We start from the raw sequence: 14701 nt of genomic DNA, 5'->3' as shown, positions 1-14701 counted from the left end.
GCCCGGCATGGACGCCCAGGGCAATGTGATCGATTCGAGCAAGATCGAAGCCGGCAGCGGCCGCACCGTGAAGGGCATGAACGACTACGAGGGCGAGATCACCGGCAACCCGGCGCCGAACTCCAAGTTCACCCAGCTGCAGATCGGCATGAGCCTGAAGCAGGTCACCGACATCGCGGGCCAGCCGACCGACTCGGGCGCCTACGTCACCGGCAAGGCCTTCATTCCGTTCTATTTCGGCGGCGACCGCACCCGGATCGAACTCGCCTACAAGGGCCAGGGCCGGCTGATCTTCGCCGGCGGCAACCTGGGCAACATCTCCGGCGGCAACCTGGTCTGGATCATCCACAACGCGACCGACACCGGCTACCGCTGATCTCCGGCCGATCGGCGCCATTCGGACGCGGCGAAGCATCGCAACTCCGCCACGGCGCCGGCGCCTTCAGCGCGGCAGCGCGAGATCGACCCAGGCCGGCGCGTGGTCGCTGGCACCGGGCCGGCCGCGCACCTCCCGGTCCACGCCGGCCGCCCGCAGCAGCGGCGCCGCTTCCTCGTTCAGCAGCAGGTGGTCGATGCGCAGGCCCGCGTTGCGCGGCCAGCGCTGGCGCCAGTAGTCCCAGAAGGTGTAGATGCGTTCCTGCGGGTGCAGCGCCCGGATCGCATCGGTCCAGCCCTGGTCGAGCAGCGCCTTGAAAGCCGCCCGGCTTTCGGGCTGCAGCAGCGCGTCGTCACGCCAGGAGGCCGGGTTGTAGATGTCGGCATCGGTCGGCACCACGTTGTAGTCGCCGGCCAGCACCACCGGCAGGCCGCAGCCGAAGAGCGCCTCGGCATGGGCATTGAGGCGATCGAACCAGGCCAGCTTGTAGTCGAACTTCGGGCCCGGCTGCGGATTGCCGTTGGGCAGGTAGAGGCAGCCGATCAGCACGCCGTCGACCACGGCCTCGAGGTAGCGGCTTTGCGGGTCGTCGGCCATGCCGGGCAGGCCGCGGCCGGTCTCGATCGGCTCGCGCCCGCGCGCCAGGATCGCGACGCCGTTCCAGGCCGGCTGGCCGTGGAAGACCACGCCGTAGCCGGCCGCACGGATCGCCGCCGCCGGAAACCTGGCGTCCGGCGATTTCAGCTCCTGCAGGCAGGCCACGTCGGGCTTCGACTCGGCCAGCCAATCGAGCAGCGCCGCCAGGCGGCCGTTGACGCCGTTGACATTGAAGGTGGCGATCTTCATGGACCGCCATCATGACCTGAATCAGTGCACGGATTCGATCTCGGTCACGGTGAGCCTGCCGCCGATCCTCTCGGCCCGGAACCGGACCTTGTCGCCGACCTGGACCTTGCCGAGCATCGCGCTGTCCCTCACCTGGAACACCATCGTCATGCCGGGCATGTCCAGGTCCTTCAGCGGGCCATGCCTGATCGTGAGCTTGGCGCTGTCGGGATCGATCTTGCGGATCTCGCCGTCGGAGAGCTCCGGGTTGTCGGCGTGGCTGCCGGCTGCGCCGGCGCCGGTGGCCGCCAGGGCCAAGAGCGCGGCGAGCGCGAGATTGCGGAGTGCGTGAGTCATTGGATTCCTTGGCATGGAGATGGAAAGTCGTCAGTGGCCCGCATGGCCGCCGCCGGGCTTGCGGACCTGGACCTCGATGTCGCGGACGGGCGGCTTCCGCGCCCGCATGGCGCCCTTGCCGGCGCCGCCCGCGCGCGGCGCCTCGGGCACGGGGCCATCCAGTTCGTAGGCGACGGTGCCCCGGGGATGCCTGAACCAGCCGGGGTCCGTGTAGTCGCCCGCCTTCTGGCCCTTGCGCACCTTGACGACGCTGAACATGCCGCCCATCTCGACCGCACCGAAGGGGCCCTGGCCGGTCATCATGGGCACGGTGTTGTCGGGGATCGGCATCTCCATGGCGCCCATGTCGGCCATGCCGCGCTCGCCCATCGCCATGTAGTCGGGCACCAGGTCCGTGATCTGGCGAGCGATGTCCTGCTGGTCGACGCCGATCAGGGTCGGCACGTCGTGGCCCATGGCGTTCATCGTGTGATGGCTCTTGTGGCAGTGCAAGGCCCAGTCGCCCTCCTCGTCGGCCAGGAACTCGATCTGGCGCATCTGGCCGACCGCGACGTCGGTCGTCACCTCGTGCAGGCGGGCGCTCCTCGGGATCGGCCCGCCGTCGGTGCCCGTGACCTGGAACTCGTGGCCATGCAGGTGGATCGGGTGATTGGTCATCGTCAGATTGCCGACCCGGATGCGCACGCTGTCGCCATGCCGGACGTTGAGCGAGTCGATGCCCGGGAAGATCCGGCTGTTCCACGACCAGAGATTGAAGTCCAGCATCGTCATGATCTTGGGAGTACCGCTGCCGGGCTCGATGTCGTAGGCGTTGAGCAGAAACACGAAGTCGCGGTCGACCTTGTCGATCAGCGGATGCCCGGCCTTCGGGTGGGTGACCCAGAAGCCCATCATCCCCATCGCCATCTGCACCATCTCGTCCGCATGCGGGTGGTACATGAAGGTGCCCGGACGGCGGGCGACGAACTCGTAGACGAAGGTCTTGCCCGGCCGGATCGGCGGCTGCGTCAGGCCCGTGACGCCGTCCATGCCGTTGGGCAGGCGCTGGCCGTGCCAATGCACGCTGGTGTGCTCGGGCAGCTTGTTGGTGACGAAGATCCGCACCCGGTCGCCCTCCACGACCTCGATGGTGGGCCCGGGCGACTGGCCGTTGTAGCCCCACAGGTTGGCCTTGAAGCCCGGTGCCATCTCGCGCACCACGGGCTCGGCGACCAGGTGGAATTCCTTGACGCCGTTGTTCATGCGCCAGGGCAGGGTCCAGCCGTTGAGCGTGACCACCGGGTCGTAGGGGCGTCCGCTCGCCGGCGCCAGCGGCGGCATGGTGTCGGGCCGCGTCTGGAGCACGGGTTCGGGCAGTGCGGCCATCGCCACCTTGCTCACGCTCGCGGCGGCGACGGCGCCGGTGAGGGCACCGGCGCCGCTCAGGAAGTTGCGTCTGTTGGTCATGTCGTTCACGGGATCGAAGGGGGTGTCGGCTTGCCGATGACCGAGGCGGCCAGGGCGGCGTCCGCGAGCCAGAACTGCTGCTCGGCCTGGATGGCGCCGGTCACGCTCGCGACCTGGTCGCGCGCTTCGGCCAGCAGCTCGAAGACGCCGATCAGCATCCCGTTGTAGCGAAGCAGGTTCTCGTCGGCGATCGCCCGGCGCAGCGGAACGACCTCGTCGCGATAGTGCTTGGCGATGTCGTAGGCCGTGCGGTAGCCGGAGTAGCTCTCGCGCAGCTGCGAGGACGCCCCGCGCACCGTGGCGTCGTAGCGGTTGGCCGCTGCCAGCGACTGCGCGTCCAGCCCGTCGCGCTGCGCCGTGCCCCAGTCGAACAAGGGCAGCCGGATGTCGAGTTCCCAGCCGCGGCGCGTGCTCTGCGTGCCCTGGGCGTCATCGAACACGGTGTCGTGCCGGCCGCCGATGGCGGCCTCGGTGAAGGTCGACAGCAGGTTGATCCCCTGCGACTTGGCCGCGACCTCGAGCCGGGCGCGTGCCAGCTGGACGTCGAGACGCTGCTGGTTCGCGGTCGCGGCGACATCCGCGGGATCGCGGGGCGCTTTCGGAAGGTCGGGCAGTCGCTCGGGCAGCGACAGCCTGGCCGCCTGGGCGTCGTCCAGGCCCAGCGCACGAACCAGTTCCTCGCGCGCCGCGGTGGCGGCGTGCATCGCGGCGGCCAGCTGGGTGGTCGCGTCGGCATAGAAGACCTGCTGGCGCGCGCGCTGCAGCTTGCTGAAATTGCCCACCTGCTGCATCCGGCGCGCCAGCTCGGCACTGGCCTGGGCCGAGCGCTGGACCTGTTCGGCATAGCGAAGCGCCTGCTGCGCGGCGACCGCACGGACCCAGGCCTGCCGCACCTGCGTGACCTGCTCGACCACGGCACCCGTGAGCTGCATCCTGGCCTCGCTCGACCGGCTGCGCGAGATCTCCAGCCGCTGCGGCAGCAGGATCAGGTCGACCAGACCGAAGGACAGCAGGCGCCCCAGCTCGAGTTCGCTGTCGATGCGCAGCCGCTCGAACTTGAAGATGGGATTCGGCATCCGGCCGCTCTGGTCGGCCGCCGCGAGGGCGGCCCAGTGCTCGGCGATCAGCGCCTGCACGGCGGGGCTGTTGGCCAGGGCGACCTGCACGGCGTCGTTCTGCGACAGCGGCCCGGACAGCAGCGCCTGCGTCAACGCCGATCGGCGCTCGCGCTGATCCTGCGTGCGGCCGAGTTCCAGCCGGCCCTCGGTGAACGGCCGGGCCCGGGTGTTGGCGTCCTGCAGCGCGTCGTCGATCCCGACCGAAGCGCAAGCCGAGAGCAGGAACGGCGCGACGGCCATCGCCGTGCAGCGAATCGCTGGCGTCATGGCCGGTCCTTCGGCGGCGGCGCCGCCGGCGCCGCTCCGCCGCCGCGGCGCCGGACGGTCTCGTTGGCCTCCTTCCAGGGAATGGGCTTTTCGTCAGCGAAGGGCCGATAGCCCTCGAAGGCGGACTTGTAGGTCGGGATCGGCGGGTTTGCGGTCGGCGCGGTGTCGGCCGGCACGGGCAGCGGTTGAGCCGTGGCGGACAACGCCGCGACGGCCCAGGGAACAGCCAGCCAACGGGCCGGCGATGAATGGGGCATGGAGTCCTCGCAAGGTCATGAACGGGACGCGTCGAAGCGGCCCTCGAAAGGGCGCGACGCAGGCGATGCATGAGCGTCCGCGCGGGACCCGTGAAGATCACGGGCGCGCGAACGCACCCTAGGCGCGAGGAGGTTTGTCGAGAACGTGCGGGACGACCGCGGTCCACGCGATGGCCGGCTCCGCCAGGGCGGCGGCGGGGAGGTCGTGAAAGACCGCCAATGGCAAGCTGGCGATCAGCGCGCAGGCATGGCAGGCACCGCAGGTGCCGCACTTGTGCAAGCCGTCGGGCTGCGCGCCGGCGGACTTGTCGGTGCTGCCATGGGCGGCATGCGAGACTGCCTCGTGCGTGTCGCCGTCGTGGTGCCGGGCATGGTCATGCGCGCCGGCGGCCTTGGCGGACACTGCGGCCACGGCGCCCGCAGACCCTGGTCCGCAAAGGACCATGGCGACCGCCGCGTACCCCTGGAAGGGCACGGCGAACATCACGATCCAGAGGACGAACAGGCGCAGCCGGTGCATGCGGCGCATTCTAGAGGCAAGGCATTCAGGGGCGCTCGCCGCGCCCGAGTTCCGCGAGCGTGAGCGCGTCCCGCTCGCCGGCATACAGGCGCTCGAGCACCCGCGCGAAAACGGGCGCGGCCGCGGCCACCTCGAACAGCGTCATGCAGGAACACAGCTTGAGATCGTCCGGCGTGCCGAATATCTCGTGCGCGCTGCGGCCCGAGGCGGCGAGCACGAGCTCGCTGCATTCGACCAGGCGCGGGCCGAGCACGGGATGCGCGGCGTAGGCCTGTGCCTCGGCCAGGTCCGCCAGGCCGAAGAAGCGGGCGGTGGCGCTGCGCCCCAGCACGCGCAACTGGGGAAAGACGAACCACATCCAGTGGCTGGTCTTGCGCCCTGCCCTCAGCTCGCGGCACACGGCGTCGTAGACCGTCGCCTGGGCTTCGACGAAGCGCTGCAGGCCTTCGGGGTCAAGCGGCGGTCGCATGGGTCGTTCCTGAAACCGGCCCGCCTCAGCGCAGCGCGAAGCAGAACACGGCGCCCTTCTCGGCCCGCTGCTGCAGCCGGATGTCGCTGCCGTGCAGCTGCAGGATGCGCTGCACGATGACCAGCCCGAGCCCGCCGCTGCGACCGGTCGACGACGAGAACAGCGGCCGCGTGAACAGGCTCTGGCGCAGCTCGCCCGGGATGCCCGGGCCGGTGTCGCTGACCTCGACCGCGACCCCCTCGCCGTCGGCGCGCAGGACCACGGCGATCTCGCCGCCTTCCGGCGTGTGGCGGATCGCGTTGTCGAGCAGGTTGGTCAGCACCCGCTCGATCAGCCCCAGGTCGGCCGTCACCACCGGCAGGCCCGGCGGAATGTCGGCCACCAGCCGCTGCCGCCGCGCCTCGGCCGCCAGCTCGAACTTCTGGAACACGTCCTGCACCAGGTCGGCCAGCGCGAAGCGCTCCTTCTCGGGCTTGACGACGCCGTATTCGAGCCGCGCCAGCTCGAACAGCTCCTGCGCCAGCCGCCCCACCTTGCGGCTCTGCCCGAGCGCGATCTCGAGGTAGTGCCGGCGCTCGGCCGGCGCCAGCGTGTCGGACTTCATGAGCAGCGTCTCGAGGTAGCCGTGCAGCGAGGTCAGCGGCGTGCGCAGATCGTGCGAGATGTTGGCGAACAGCTCGCGCCGCTGCTGGTCCTGCGTGCGCAGCTCGCGCCACTGGCCGGCGATGCGGCGGGTCATCTGGGCGAAGGCGTCGCGCAGCGTCGCGATCTCGTCGCCCCCGCCCTGCCCCGCATCGCCCAGCGTGGGCACGCCGCTCTCCAGCGCGGCCGACCCTTCGCTGTCGAACTGCCGCACCGCCGAAGTCAGCCGTCGCAGCGGCCGCGTGATGAGGTGGAACGCCGCCAGCCCCGCCAGCAGGCCCAGCAGGGCCACCAGCGCGATCGACCACAGCATGGTGCGCAGCACGCTGCCCGCCGCCACGTTGGCCACCAGCGCCTCGCGCTCCTCGCCCGACAGCACCACGTACACGTAGCCGGCATCACGGCCGTCGATCTTGAGCGGCGCCGCGCTGAAGACCTTGCGCACGCCCTGGGCGCGCGGATCGTCGCCCAGCACCGGCAGGTCGGCGCCGCCCAGCAGCCGGTGGATCGGCGCCAGGTCGACCCGGTCCAGCTTGAGGTGGCCCGGCGGCGCCGCCTGGGCCTCGATGCGCCCGTCGGGCGCCAGCAGGTAGACCTCGACACTGGGGTTGACCGCCATGAGCTTGTCGAACAGCGCGTGCACCTCGGCACGATCGAGCGCGCCGCTTTCACCGAGGATCGGGTTGCTGGCGGCGATGTGGGCCGCCAGGCCAGCCGACAGGCGCTGCGTCACCTCCTGCTCGTGGCGTCCGCTGGCCTGCAGCTGAAGCCAGGCCGAAGCCCCGCAGCAGGCCAGCAGCAGCACGGCGAACACCAGCGACAGGCGCTGCGAGAGCGTGCCGCGCAGCCTCATCCTGTGGCCTCCTCGAGGTCGCCCGCCGCCAGCTTGTAGCCGCGCCCCCAGACGGTCAGGATGCGGCGCGGCGCGGCCGGGTCGGGCTCGACCTTCATGCGCAGGCGGTTGATGTGGGTGTTGACCGTGTGCTCGTAGCCGTCGTGCTGGTAGCCCCACACCTGGTTCAGCAGGTCGAGCCGCGAGAACACGCGCCCGGGATGGCGGGCAAGGAAATAGAGCAGGTCGAATTCGCGCGGCGTGAGCTCGATCGGTTTGCCGTCGACCTCGACCTCGCGCGCGATCGGGTCGATGCCCATCCCGGCCAGCGCCAGCCGGCCGGATTCGATGCGGGCGTTGCGCGCCATGGCCTCGGTGCGCCGCAGCAGGGCCCGCACGCGGGCCACCAGCTCGAGCACCGAGAAGGGCTTGGCCAGGTAGTCGTCGGCGCCCAGCTCCAGGCCCAGGATGCGGTGGACCTCGCTCGAGCGCGCGCTGGTGATGATGATCGGGGTATAGCGCGTCATGGCGCGGGCGCGGCGGCAGATTTCCAGGCCGTCGATGCCCGGCAGCATCAGGTCGAGCACCAGCGCATCCCAGCTGCCGCGCTCCAGTTCGCGCAGGCCGGCGTGACCGTCGGCGGCGTGCGTGACCGCGTAGCCCTCGTCGTGGAGGTGCATGCGCAGCAACTCTGCGATGTGGGCATCGTCCTCGACGATCAGAACGCGCTTGGCGGTATCCATGGCTCATTCTCCCGCTTCCGCGGGGCCCGAGTTATCACGATTAATTGAACTTTTCGTGATGAAACGGCCACCGGGTGCGCCCAACAATCCGGCCTCATGAACCGCGACACCCCGATCCATCCGCTGTGGCTGCGCATCACGCACTGGCTCAACGCCCTGGCGGTGCTGGTGATGGTGGCCAGCGGCTGGCGGATCTACGATGCCTCGCCGTTGTTCCCGTTCGAGTTCCCCGCCGCGCTGACGCTCGGCGGCTGGCTCGGCGGGGCGCTGCAATGGCACTTCGCCACCATGTGGCTGCTGGCCGCCAACGGCCTGGTCTACCTGGCGCTGAACCTGGCGAGCGGCCGCCTGTGGCGCAAGTTCTTCCCGCTGTCGATCTCCGGCATCTGGCACGACGCGCTGGCGGCGCTGCGCGGCCGGCTCTCGCACGCCGACCCGCGCCACTACAACAGCGTGCAGCGCTTCGCCTACCTGTTCGTGATCTTCGACATCGTGCTGCTGGTGCTGTCCGGGCTGGTGCTGTGGAAGTCGGTGCAGTTCGGCCTGCTGCGCGATCTGCTCGGCGGCTACGAATTTGCCCGCCGCATCCACTTCTTCGCGATGGCGGCGCTGGTGGCCTTCGTCGCCGTGCACCTGGTGATGGTCGCGCTGGTGCCCCGCTCTCTGCTCGCCATGCTCGGCAGCCGTTCCGGAGTCGAATCATGAATCTCTTCAAGCGCCCTGCCCTGGACACCGTCGACGCCGAGGCGGCCCTGGCCGAGGCGCGCGTGCTGATCGGCCGCCGCGTCGCGCAGCCGGCGCGTCGCGCCTTCCTGCAGCGCTCGCTCACGCTCGGCGGCCTGTCGCTCCTGACCGGCTGCAGCATCAGCGACAACGACAGCGTCGAAGCCGCGCTCGGCGCGGTCTCGCGCTTCAACGACAGGGTGCAGGGGCTGATCTTCGATCCGTCGCGGCTGGCACCGACCTACCCCGAGTCGATGATCACGCGGCCCTTCCCCTTCAACGCCTACTACGGCGAGGACGAAGTCCGCACGGTCGCGGAAGAAGGCTTCACGCTCGAGGTGACGGGCCTGGTGGCCGACCGGCGGCGCTGGACGCTGGCCGAGCTGCGCGCGATGCCGCAGCAGGACCAGGTCACGCGCCACATCTGCGTCGAGGGCTGGAGCGCGATCGGCAAGTGGGGCGGCGTGCGCTTCGCGGACTTCCTGCACCGGGTCGGCGCCGACACCGGCGCCAGGTACGTCGGCTTCAAGTGCGCCGACGACTACTACACCAGCATCGACATGCCGACCGCCCTGCATCCGCAGACGCTGCTGACGCTGAGCTACGACGGCCAGCCGCTGCCGCCGAAGTACGGCTTCCCGATGAAGCTGCGGATGCCGACCAAGCTGGGCTACAAGAACCCGAAGCACATCCAGGCCATCTTCGTCACCAACACCTACCCTGGCGGCTACTGGGAAGACCAGGGCTACAACTGGTTCGGCGGCAGCTGAGTCGCCTCAGGCGACCCGGCGCTGCTGGAACGCGCGGCCGTGTTCATTCGGAACCGAGCCTTTTTTTTGCAAACGACTCTCTTGAAGGACCACTGACATGAACACGCTTTCCGCCACACTGCTCGCCACCTGCCTGGCCATCGGCTCGGTCTCGGCCTTCGCCGCCGACGAGATGAAGAAGGACGACATGGCCAAGGATTCGATGGCCAAGGACAGCATGTCCAAGGACGCCATGGCCAAGGGCGGCATGAAGAAGGACTCGATGGCGAAGGACGCCATGAAGAAGGATTCGATGGCCAAGGATGCGATGTCCAAGGACGCGATGGGCAAGGACGAGATGAAGAAGTAGCCGCCACCGCGCCGTCGCAGAGGCCTTGCCATGCTGCTCTTTCTCTTTTCGCGCGTCGGCCGCGTTCTCGCCATCGGCGGCTTGTCGCTGCTCGCCGGCGTCGCACCGACGCTCGCCGCTGCCGACGCGCCGACGCAGGAGCGCGGCAGCGCGGCGCGGCTCGAACTGCCGGTCGAGGGGACGCTGCCGCGGCTCGCCGGCGCCGTCGACTGGCTCAACTCGCCGCCGCTGAGCGCCGAAGGGCTGCGCGGCAAGGTGGTGCTGGTCGACTTCTGGACCTTCGGCTGCATTAACTGCCGCAACGCATTGCCGCACGTGCGCGAATGGCATCGCAAATACAAGGACCAGGGCCTGGTGGTGCTCAGCGTGCATGCGCCCGAGTTCGCCTACGAGAAGAACATCGCGAACGTGAAGAAGGCCGTCGCCGACCTGGACATCGAGTTCCCGGTGGCGATCGACAACGACTTCGCGATCTGGCGGGCGTTCGGCAACACCTACTGGCCGGCGCTGTACTTCGTCGACGCGCAGGGGCGCGTGCGCTTCCACCACTTCGGCGAAGGCGAGTACGCGAAGTCGGAACAGGTGATCAGGCAACTGCTCGACGAGGCGGCCAGGGACCGCAAGCCGGGCTGACATCCGACGGACGCCACCCGGCAGGTCTTCGACCGCCTGGCGTCAGGGACCTGGCAGGTGTTGATCCGGCGACAGGCCGGCGATCGCGCCGGCCGGCGGCAAGGCGGCGGGCTGCACCCGGCAGTTGCCGAACTCGCAGCGCACCGACAGTTCGACCCTGGCCGTGCACGGCACCCGATGGACCTCGAAGCCGGCCCCACGCTCGATCAGCACCGCGCGCGGCGTCGCGCTGCATTGCATCGCCAGCGCGAGCTTCTCGGCGTTGTAGGTATCGCGGCCGGTTCGGCGGGCACCAGGGCGCAGCAACTGGCTGGCCGTGACGCTGTAGTTGGCGCGGTAGTAGTTGGGGCCCTGCATGACGGGAGCGACCGTCAGGGCCACGGCACCGGACGCACCAGGCGCACCGGCACCGAGCCGGCTGACGAAGATGCCGCCCGAAGGCCCATCGGCACTGTCCCGGCGGTCGTAGCTGCGCTCCTCGCCGGCCACCAGCGTGATCCAGCCCGGGTACGCGAAGGCCGCGCCGGACAGATGGTCGATGGTCGCGCTGAGCACGCCACCCACCGCCAGGCTGATGAGCCCCATGTCGGAACGCGAGATCACCTTGGCGGACGCCACCACGCGGCCTTGCGACAGGCAGCGAACCGAGAGGTCGTCGCCCGAGCGCCTGACCGTGAGCCGCGGCGCGGAGATGCCCGCCGGTGCCGCCGCCACGGCGTCGCCTGCGCGGCACTCGACGCCGTCGAGCGCCTTGCCGTCGGCGGACACCGCGTCGACCTGGATGTCCTGCTGCGTGCCGCGCACGACCAGCGCGCAGCCCGGCAGCGCCAGGGCGGCGCAGGCCCCGAGCAGGGCCGACGCTGTGCGGGATCGCAGGCGGGATCTCATCGGACTTGCATTCCTCTGGAAGCCTGTCGGAGGGAGTCGGTCGAAAAAGAGAACTTTAGATGTATCTAAAAGTATCTATTTCGCGCCCCTAGATCATAGAGGCCAGGCGGCATTGCGCAAGACGCAGCGCAAAGACGTTCAGCGCGTCGGCGCGGCGGGCAGCAACGGGGCGACCACCTCGGCCACATGCATGCCGTTGGCGCCGCTGATGGCGCGCATCGGCGCGGACAGCCTGGGATCGGCGGCCGCCGCGGCCCAGAAGCTGCGGGCGGCCTCGAACGCCGGCTGCCAGACGTCGGTCCTCGCGCCCAAGCCGAGGAACGAAGGGGCGACGAGGCGGAGCTCCGGCTCGATGCCGCCGCCCACCGGCGCATAGACCATCGGCAGCATGTCGTAGGCCGGCGCGAGCGCGTTCGGCCGATCGTGGTCATCGGTCAGCAGCGACAAGTTTTCGAAGTGACGGTCGCCGTTGCCGATGAGTTCCGAGAAGGCGGCGAGGACGAGGACGCAACGCACGGCGTCGGCATCGAGGATCCGGGCCTCTTCGCATCGCTGTGCGAAGGCAGGCCAGTTGTCCCTCATCCCGAACAGTTCGTCGTCGACCGCCCCTGCGGAGATCAACCCGCGCCGGCCGAAACGGCCCACTCGGTCGAAACGCTCGACTTCCAGGTAGCCGTAGTCATCCAGTTCCAGGTAGTGGGCGCGGGCCGCCGCGATCCCCGCCTTCGACAAGGACCGCAGCGCCAGTTCCTCCAGGACGAGCAGCTCGGCCGAGCGGCTCGCACGGCGCGCGAACTTCACGATCAGGTGGCCGCGCGCCTCCGTCTCGCAGGTGAACTTCGGCTGCTCCCCTCCGGCACCGCTGCCTGCACCGGTCTGTGCGGTCCCCGTCGCCAGGTCGCGATACACACGCGGAATGTCCGGCGCCGGCACGGCCGCGGCCCGGCGCGACGCCATGTGCAAGGCAAAGGAATCGGCGCCCCAGATCAGCGCCCCGCCGACGTCCGCACCGAGCCGGCACAGGAAGCTGGCGCGATGATCGTCCGACCAGTCCCGCAGCGAGGGTGGCACCCCCAACGCAGCCGCCACGGCTTTTGCCAGGCGGGCACCCGGATAGCCCGACGGCGCGGCGAACGCCATCGCCGGGGGAAGACCCTCATGGAATGAACTCGTCCCCCCAGGCGCGTCCACCCACGTGCCGCCCCCGCGCAGGAAGCTGACCGAGCCGATCTCGGCGACCCGGCCCTCCGCATCGACCCGGAACATCGGTTGCGGCGAGGCGACCGGCTCCGCTCGAAGCAGGCCGTAGCGCGGCGTCCGCACCCCCGGCTCCCGGAAACGGATGACCTCGGGCCCCAGCTTCTGAATAGTTCGAGAGAAGGTCGGTTGACTGGCCTGAAGCATCGCCAGCAGCTCCACCGATGACCGCGGTCCCTGGGAAAGTGCGCTGCGCAACAGGGCGACCCGCTCGGCTTCGCCCTGAACTCAGTGGCAGACTGCATGTTTCGCGCGTTGCGAGGAGTCCTGACATGGTTTTCCACCTGCCCCTGCCCCGCCCTTCGGGCATCTTTCGGCCGCTGATCGCCGCCGCGGCCATCGCGCTCGCCGTGACCCTGGCTGGCTGCGCAACCCGCGCCCCGACCTTGACCCGCGACCAGGTCGCCGCCCTGGTGGCCGACCCGGAGCGCAGCGAAGCCGATCGCACCAACGACCAGCGCCGCAAGCCCCAGGAGATGCTGATGTTCATCGGCGTCAAGCCCGGCATGCAAGCGCTGGACATCAGCGCCGCCGGCGGCTACACCACCGAACTGCTGGCCCGCGCGGCCGGCCCGTCGGGGCGTGTCTATGGGCAGACCCCGCCGCGCCGGACCGGCCCGCCGCCGGCCCAACCCGAAGGCGGCGCGCCGCCGATGGCTGCCGGCGCCGCGCCGCGACCGCCATCGACGGGCCTGGCGGGCCGCGCCGAACGGCTGCGCAGCGGACACATCGTGGCGGTGGTCCAGCCGTTCGAGCAGCCGGTGCCGCCCGAGGTCGCGCCGGGCAGCCTCGACCTCGTCACGCTGATGTTCAACTACCACGACCTCGGCCACCTGGGTGCCGACCGCGCTCAGCTGAATCGCGCCGTCTTCGCGGCGCTGAAGCCCGGCGGTCTCTACGTGCTGGCCGACCATGCCGGCCGACCCGGCACCGGCATTTCCGAATCCGGCACGCTGCACCGGATCGAGGAATCGTTCCTGCGTGCCGAGGTCGAACAGGCCGGCTTCAGGTTCGCCGATGAAGGCTTCTTCCTGCGCAATCCGAACGACCCGCGCGATCGCAACACGCCGGAGCCGCCGCAGCCGAAGGACGACTTCGTGCTCAAGTTCGTGAAGCCCTGATCGCGGCCTCGAAGGCCAGCGCCAGTTCCTCGGCCGCGTCGACCAGCGGTTGCCGGCTCTCGGCCACGCGGGCCTGCAGCAGCGCCCCCTCGATCGAGGCGACCGCCAGCGCCGCCAGTCGGGCCGCGCGCAGCGGCTCGGCGCCCCGGGCTTGCAGCGCATCGCTGAACACCCGCGCCCAGGCCGCCAGCGCCACCGCACCCGCGTCGCGGATCGCAGCCGAGCGCGGCGCGGTCTCCAGCAGGGTCGTCGCGATCGGGCAACCGTCCCTGAAGTTCGATTCGGCCATCCAGCCACCGAGCAGGGCCGCATAGCGGCGCAGCAGTTCGCCGGGCCCGTCGCTCTCGCTGGCCAGGCCGGCCAGCGTGTGCACCACGCGTTCACCGGCCCAGGCCACCGCGGCAGCGCCGATGGCCTCCTTGCCTTCGGGAAAGTAGTGGTAGATCGACCCCTTGGGTGCCGCGCTCTCCTCGACGATCTGGTTCAAGCCGGTCGCCGCGAAACCCTGCTGGCGAAACAGGCGGGCCGCCGTCTCGACGATCGCTTGCCGGTGTCTGGGCGCCTGAGCCATTCGTTTGTGTCCCTGAGGTGTCTGGATTCGAATGCCGAATTATATAGACTGGTCTACATCAAATCACTACGTAGAAGAGGTGCGCCGATGACCGATGCCACGATCCCCCCACCGGCCGCCGGGCCGGCGCTGCTCGCCGCCATCCAGGCCGTGAACGCCAGCGCAAAATTCAACCGCTGGGCCGGCTTCGAGGTGCTCAGCGCCAGCCCCGGCGACGTCGAATTGCAGATGCCGTGGCGCGAGGAAGCCGGCCAATACAGCGGCTTTCTGCATGCGGGGCTGATCGGCGCGTTGATCGACACCGCCTGCGGCTTCGCCGCCAGCACCCTGGCCGGACGCGTGCTGGCCTCGCACTTCTCGGTGAACTGCCTGCGGCCCGCGGTCGGCCAGCGATTCGTGGCCCGGGCGCGGGTCGTCAAGGCTGGGCGCACGCAGATGTTTACCTCTGCCGAGCTGTTCGCCGAAGAGGAACCCGGTGCCGCGCGCAAGCTGGTGGCGACCGGCGACGCGATCCTGGTGCCGGTGGCGGCGCAATAG

18 protein-coding genes and 1 pseudogene are annotated in these 14701 nt (G+C 70.0%); 7 read left to right on the top strand and 12 right to left on the bottom strand.

Going from position 1 to position 14701, the window contains the following annotated elements; all coding sequences use genetic code 11:
- Positions 1-376: hypothetical protein (locus AC1DF3_RS33235; protein WP_478142294.1), on the top strand; the 376-nt coding region annotated here is incomplete at its 5' end.
- A gap of 66 nt (positions 377-442) precedes the next feature.
- Here AC1DF3_RS33235 and AC1DF3_RS33230 read toward each other — a convergent pair.
- The 9 genes from AC1DF3_RS33230 to AC1DF3_RS33190 all read right to left on the bottom strand — a co-directional run bounded on the left by AC1DF3_RS33230 (position 443) and on the right by AC1DF3_RS33190 (position 7852).
- A complete protein-coding gene (locus tag AC1DF3_RS33230; RefSeq protein WP_286535763.1) occupies positions 443-1222 on the bottom strand; it encodes an exodeoxyribonuclease III in 780 nt (259 codons plus the stop codon).
- A gap of 21 nt (positions 1223-1243) precedes the next feature.
- On the bottom strand, positions 1244-1558 hold the full coding sequence (locus tag AC1DF3_RS33225; RefSeq protein WP_286535765.1) for a copper-binding protein: 315 nt from the start codon (positions 1556-1558) through the stop codon (positions 1244-1246).
- A gap of 30 nt (positions 1559-1588) precedes the next feature.
- Positions 1589-3004, bottom strand: coding sequence for a multicopper oxidase family protein (locus tag AC1DF3_RS33220; RefSeq protein WP_478142293.1), 1416 nt, complete (start codon positions 3002-3004; stop codon positions 1589-1591).
- A 5-nt stretch (positions 3005-3009) separates the two neighbouring features.
- Complete coding sequence (locus AC1DF3_RS33215) at positions 3010-4389, bottom strand: TolC family protein (protein WP_286535767.1); 1380 nt, start codon at positions 4387-4389, stop codon at positions 3010-3012.
- Complete coding sequence (locus AC1DF3_RS33210) at positions 4386-4646, bottom strand: hypothetical protein (protein ID WP_478142292.1); 261 nt, start codon at positions 4644-4646, stop codon at positions 4386-4388. The genes AC1DF3_RS33215 and AC1DF3_RS33210 overlap by 4 nt, the downstream gene beginning before the upstream one ends.
- A gap of 118 nt (positions 4647-4764) precedes the next feature.
- Complete coding sequence (locus tag AC1DF3_RS33205; RefSeq protein WP_286535769.1) at positions 4765-5166, bottom strand: hypothetical protein; 402 nt, start codon at positions 5164-5166, stop codon at positions 4765-4767.
- Positions 5167-5191: 25 nt separating this feature from the next.
- On the bottom strand, positions 5192-5635 hold the full coding sequence (locus tag AC1DF3_RS33200) for a DUF1810 domain-containing protein (protein WP_286535770.1): 444 nt from the start codon (positions 5633-5635) through the stop codon (positions 5192-5194).
- A 25-nt stretch (positions 5636-5660) separates the two neighbouring features.
- A complete protein-coding gene (locus AC1DF3_RS33195; RefSeq protein ID WP_286535771.1) occupies positions 5661-7130 on the bottom strand; it encodes a sensor histidine kinase in 1470 nt (489 codons plus the stop codon).
- Positions 7127-7852 (bottom strand): response regulator transcription factor, encoded by a 726-nt coding sequence (locus AC1DF3_RS33190; protein ID WP_286535772.1) that lies wholly within the window; start codon positions 7850-7852, stop codon positions 7127-7129. Before AC1DF3_RS33190 ends, AC1DF3_RS33195 begins: the two co-directional genes overlap by 4 nt.
- A gap of 96 nt (positions 7853-7948) precedes the next feature.
- On the opposite strand from AC1DF3_RS33190, the gene AC1DF3_RS33185 reads away from it, so the two are divergent.
- The 4 genes and pseudogenes from AC1DF3_RS33185 to AC1DF3_RS33170 all read left to right on the top strand — a co-directional run.
- The gene (locus AC1DF3_RS33185; protein WP_478142291.1) at positions 7949-8557 is read left to right on the top strand and encodes a cytochrome b/b6 domain-containing protein; all 609 of its coding nucleotides are present in this window, start codon (positions 7949-7951) and stop codon (positions 8555-8557) included.
- The gene (locus tag AC1DF3_RS33180; protein ID WP_478142290.1) at positions 8554-9345 is read left to right on the top strand and encodes a molybdopterin-dependent oxidoreductase; all 792 of its coding nucleotides are present in this window, start codon (positions 8554-8556) and stop codon (positions 9343-9345) included. Before AC1DF3_RS33185 ends, AC1DF3_RS33180 begins: the two co-directional genes overlap by 4 nt.
- Before the next feature lie 97 nt (positions 9346-9442).
- Entirely contained in the window at positions 9443-9694 is a 252-nt protein-coding gene (locus AC1DF3_RS33175) for a pentapeptide MXKDX repeat protein (protein WP_478142289.1), read from the top strand.
- 159 nt (positions 9695-9853) lie between these two features.
- Positions 9854-10327 (top strand): annotated as a pseudogene (locus AC1DF3_RS33170) (thioredoxin family protein); the annotation flags it as partial.
- A 42-nt stretch (positions 10328-10369) separates the two neighbouring features.
- Here the strand turns inward: AC1DF3_RS33170 and AC1DF3_RS33165 are convergent.
- Together AC1DF3_RS33165 and AC1DF3_RS33160 are read right to left on the bottom strand one after the other, a co-directional pair.
- Entirely contained in the window at positions 10370-11215 is an 846-nt protein-coding gene (locus AC1DF3_RS33165; protein WP_478142288.1) for a hypothetical protein, read from the bottom strand.
- 138 nt (positions 11216-11353) lie between these two features.
- Complete coding sequence (locus AC1DF3_RS33160) at positions 11354-12634, bottom strand: HipA domain-containing protein (protein WP_478142287.1); 1281 nt, start codon at positions 12632-12634, stop codon at positions 11354-11356.
- A 110-nt stretch (positions 12635-12744) separates the two neighbouring features.
- Here AC1DF3_RS33160 and AC1DF3_RS33155 point away from each other — a divergent pair, with 110 nt between their 5' ends.
- Positions 12745-13593, top strand: coding sequence for a class I SAM-dependent methyltransferase (locus AC1DF3_RS33155; RefSeq protein WP_478142286.1), 849 nt, complete (start codon positions 12745-12747; stop codon positions 13591-13593).
- Here AC1DF3_RS33155 and AC1DF3_RS33150 read toward each other — a convergent pair.
- A complete protein-coding gene (locus AC1DF3_RS33150; RefSeq protein WP_301811902.1) occupies positions 13574-14164 on the bottom strand; it encodes a TetR/AcrR family transcriptional regulator in 591 nt (196 codons plus the stop codon). The two genes, AC1DF3_RS33155 and AC1DF3_RS33150, sit on opposite strands and share 20 nt — an antisense overlap.
- An 87-nt stretch (positions 14165-14251) precedes the next feature.
- On the opposite strand from AC1DF3_RS33150, the gene AC1DF3_RS33145 reads away from it, so the two are divergent.
- On the top strand, positions 14252-14701 hold the full coding sequence (locus AC1DF3_RS33145; protein WP_478142285.1) for a PaaI family thioesterase: 450 nt from the start codon (positions 14252-14254) through the stop codon (positions 14699-14701).

Source organism: Variovorax sp. 10N432 (assembly GCF_056394465.1).
This window is presented reverse-complemented; position numbering and strand designations above follow the sequence as displayed.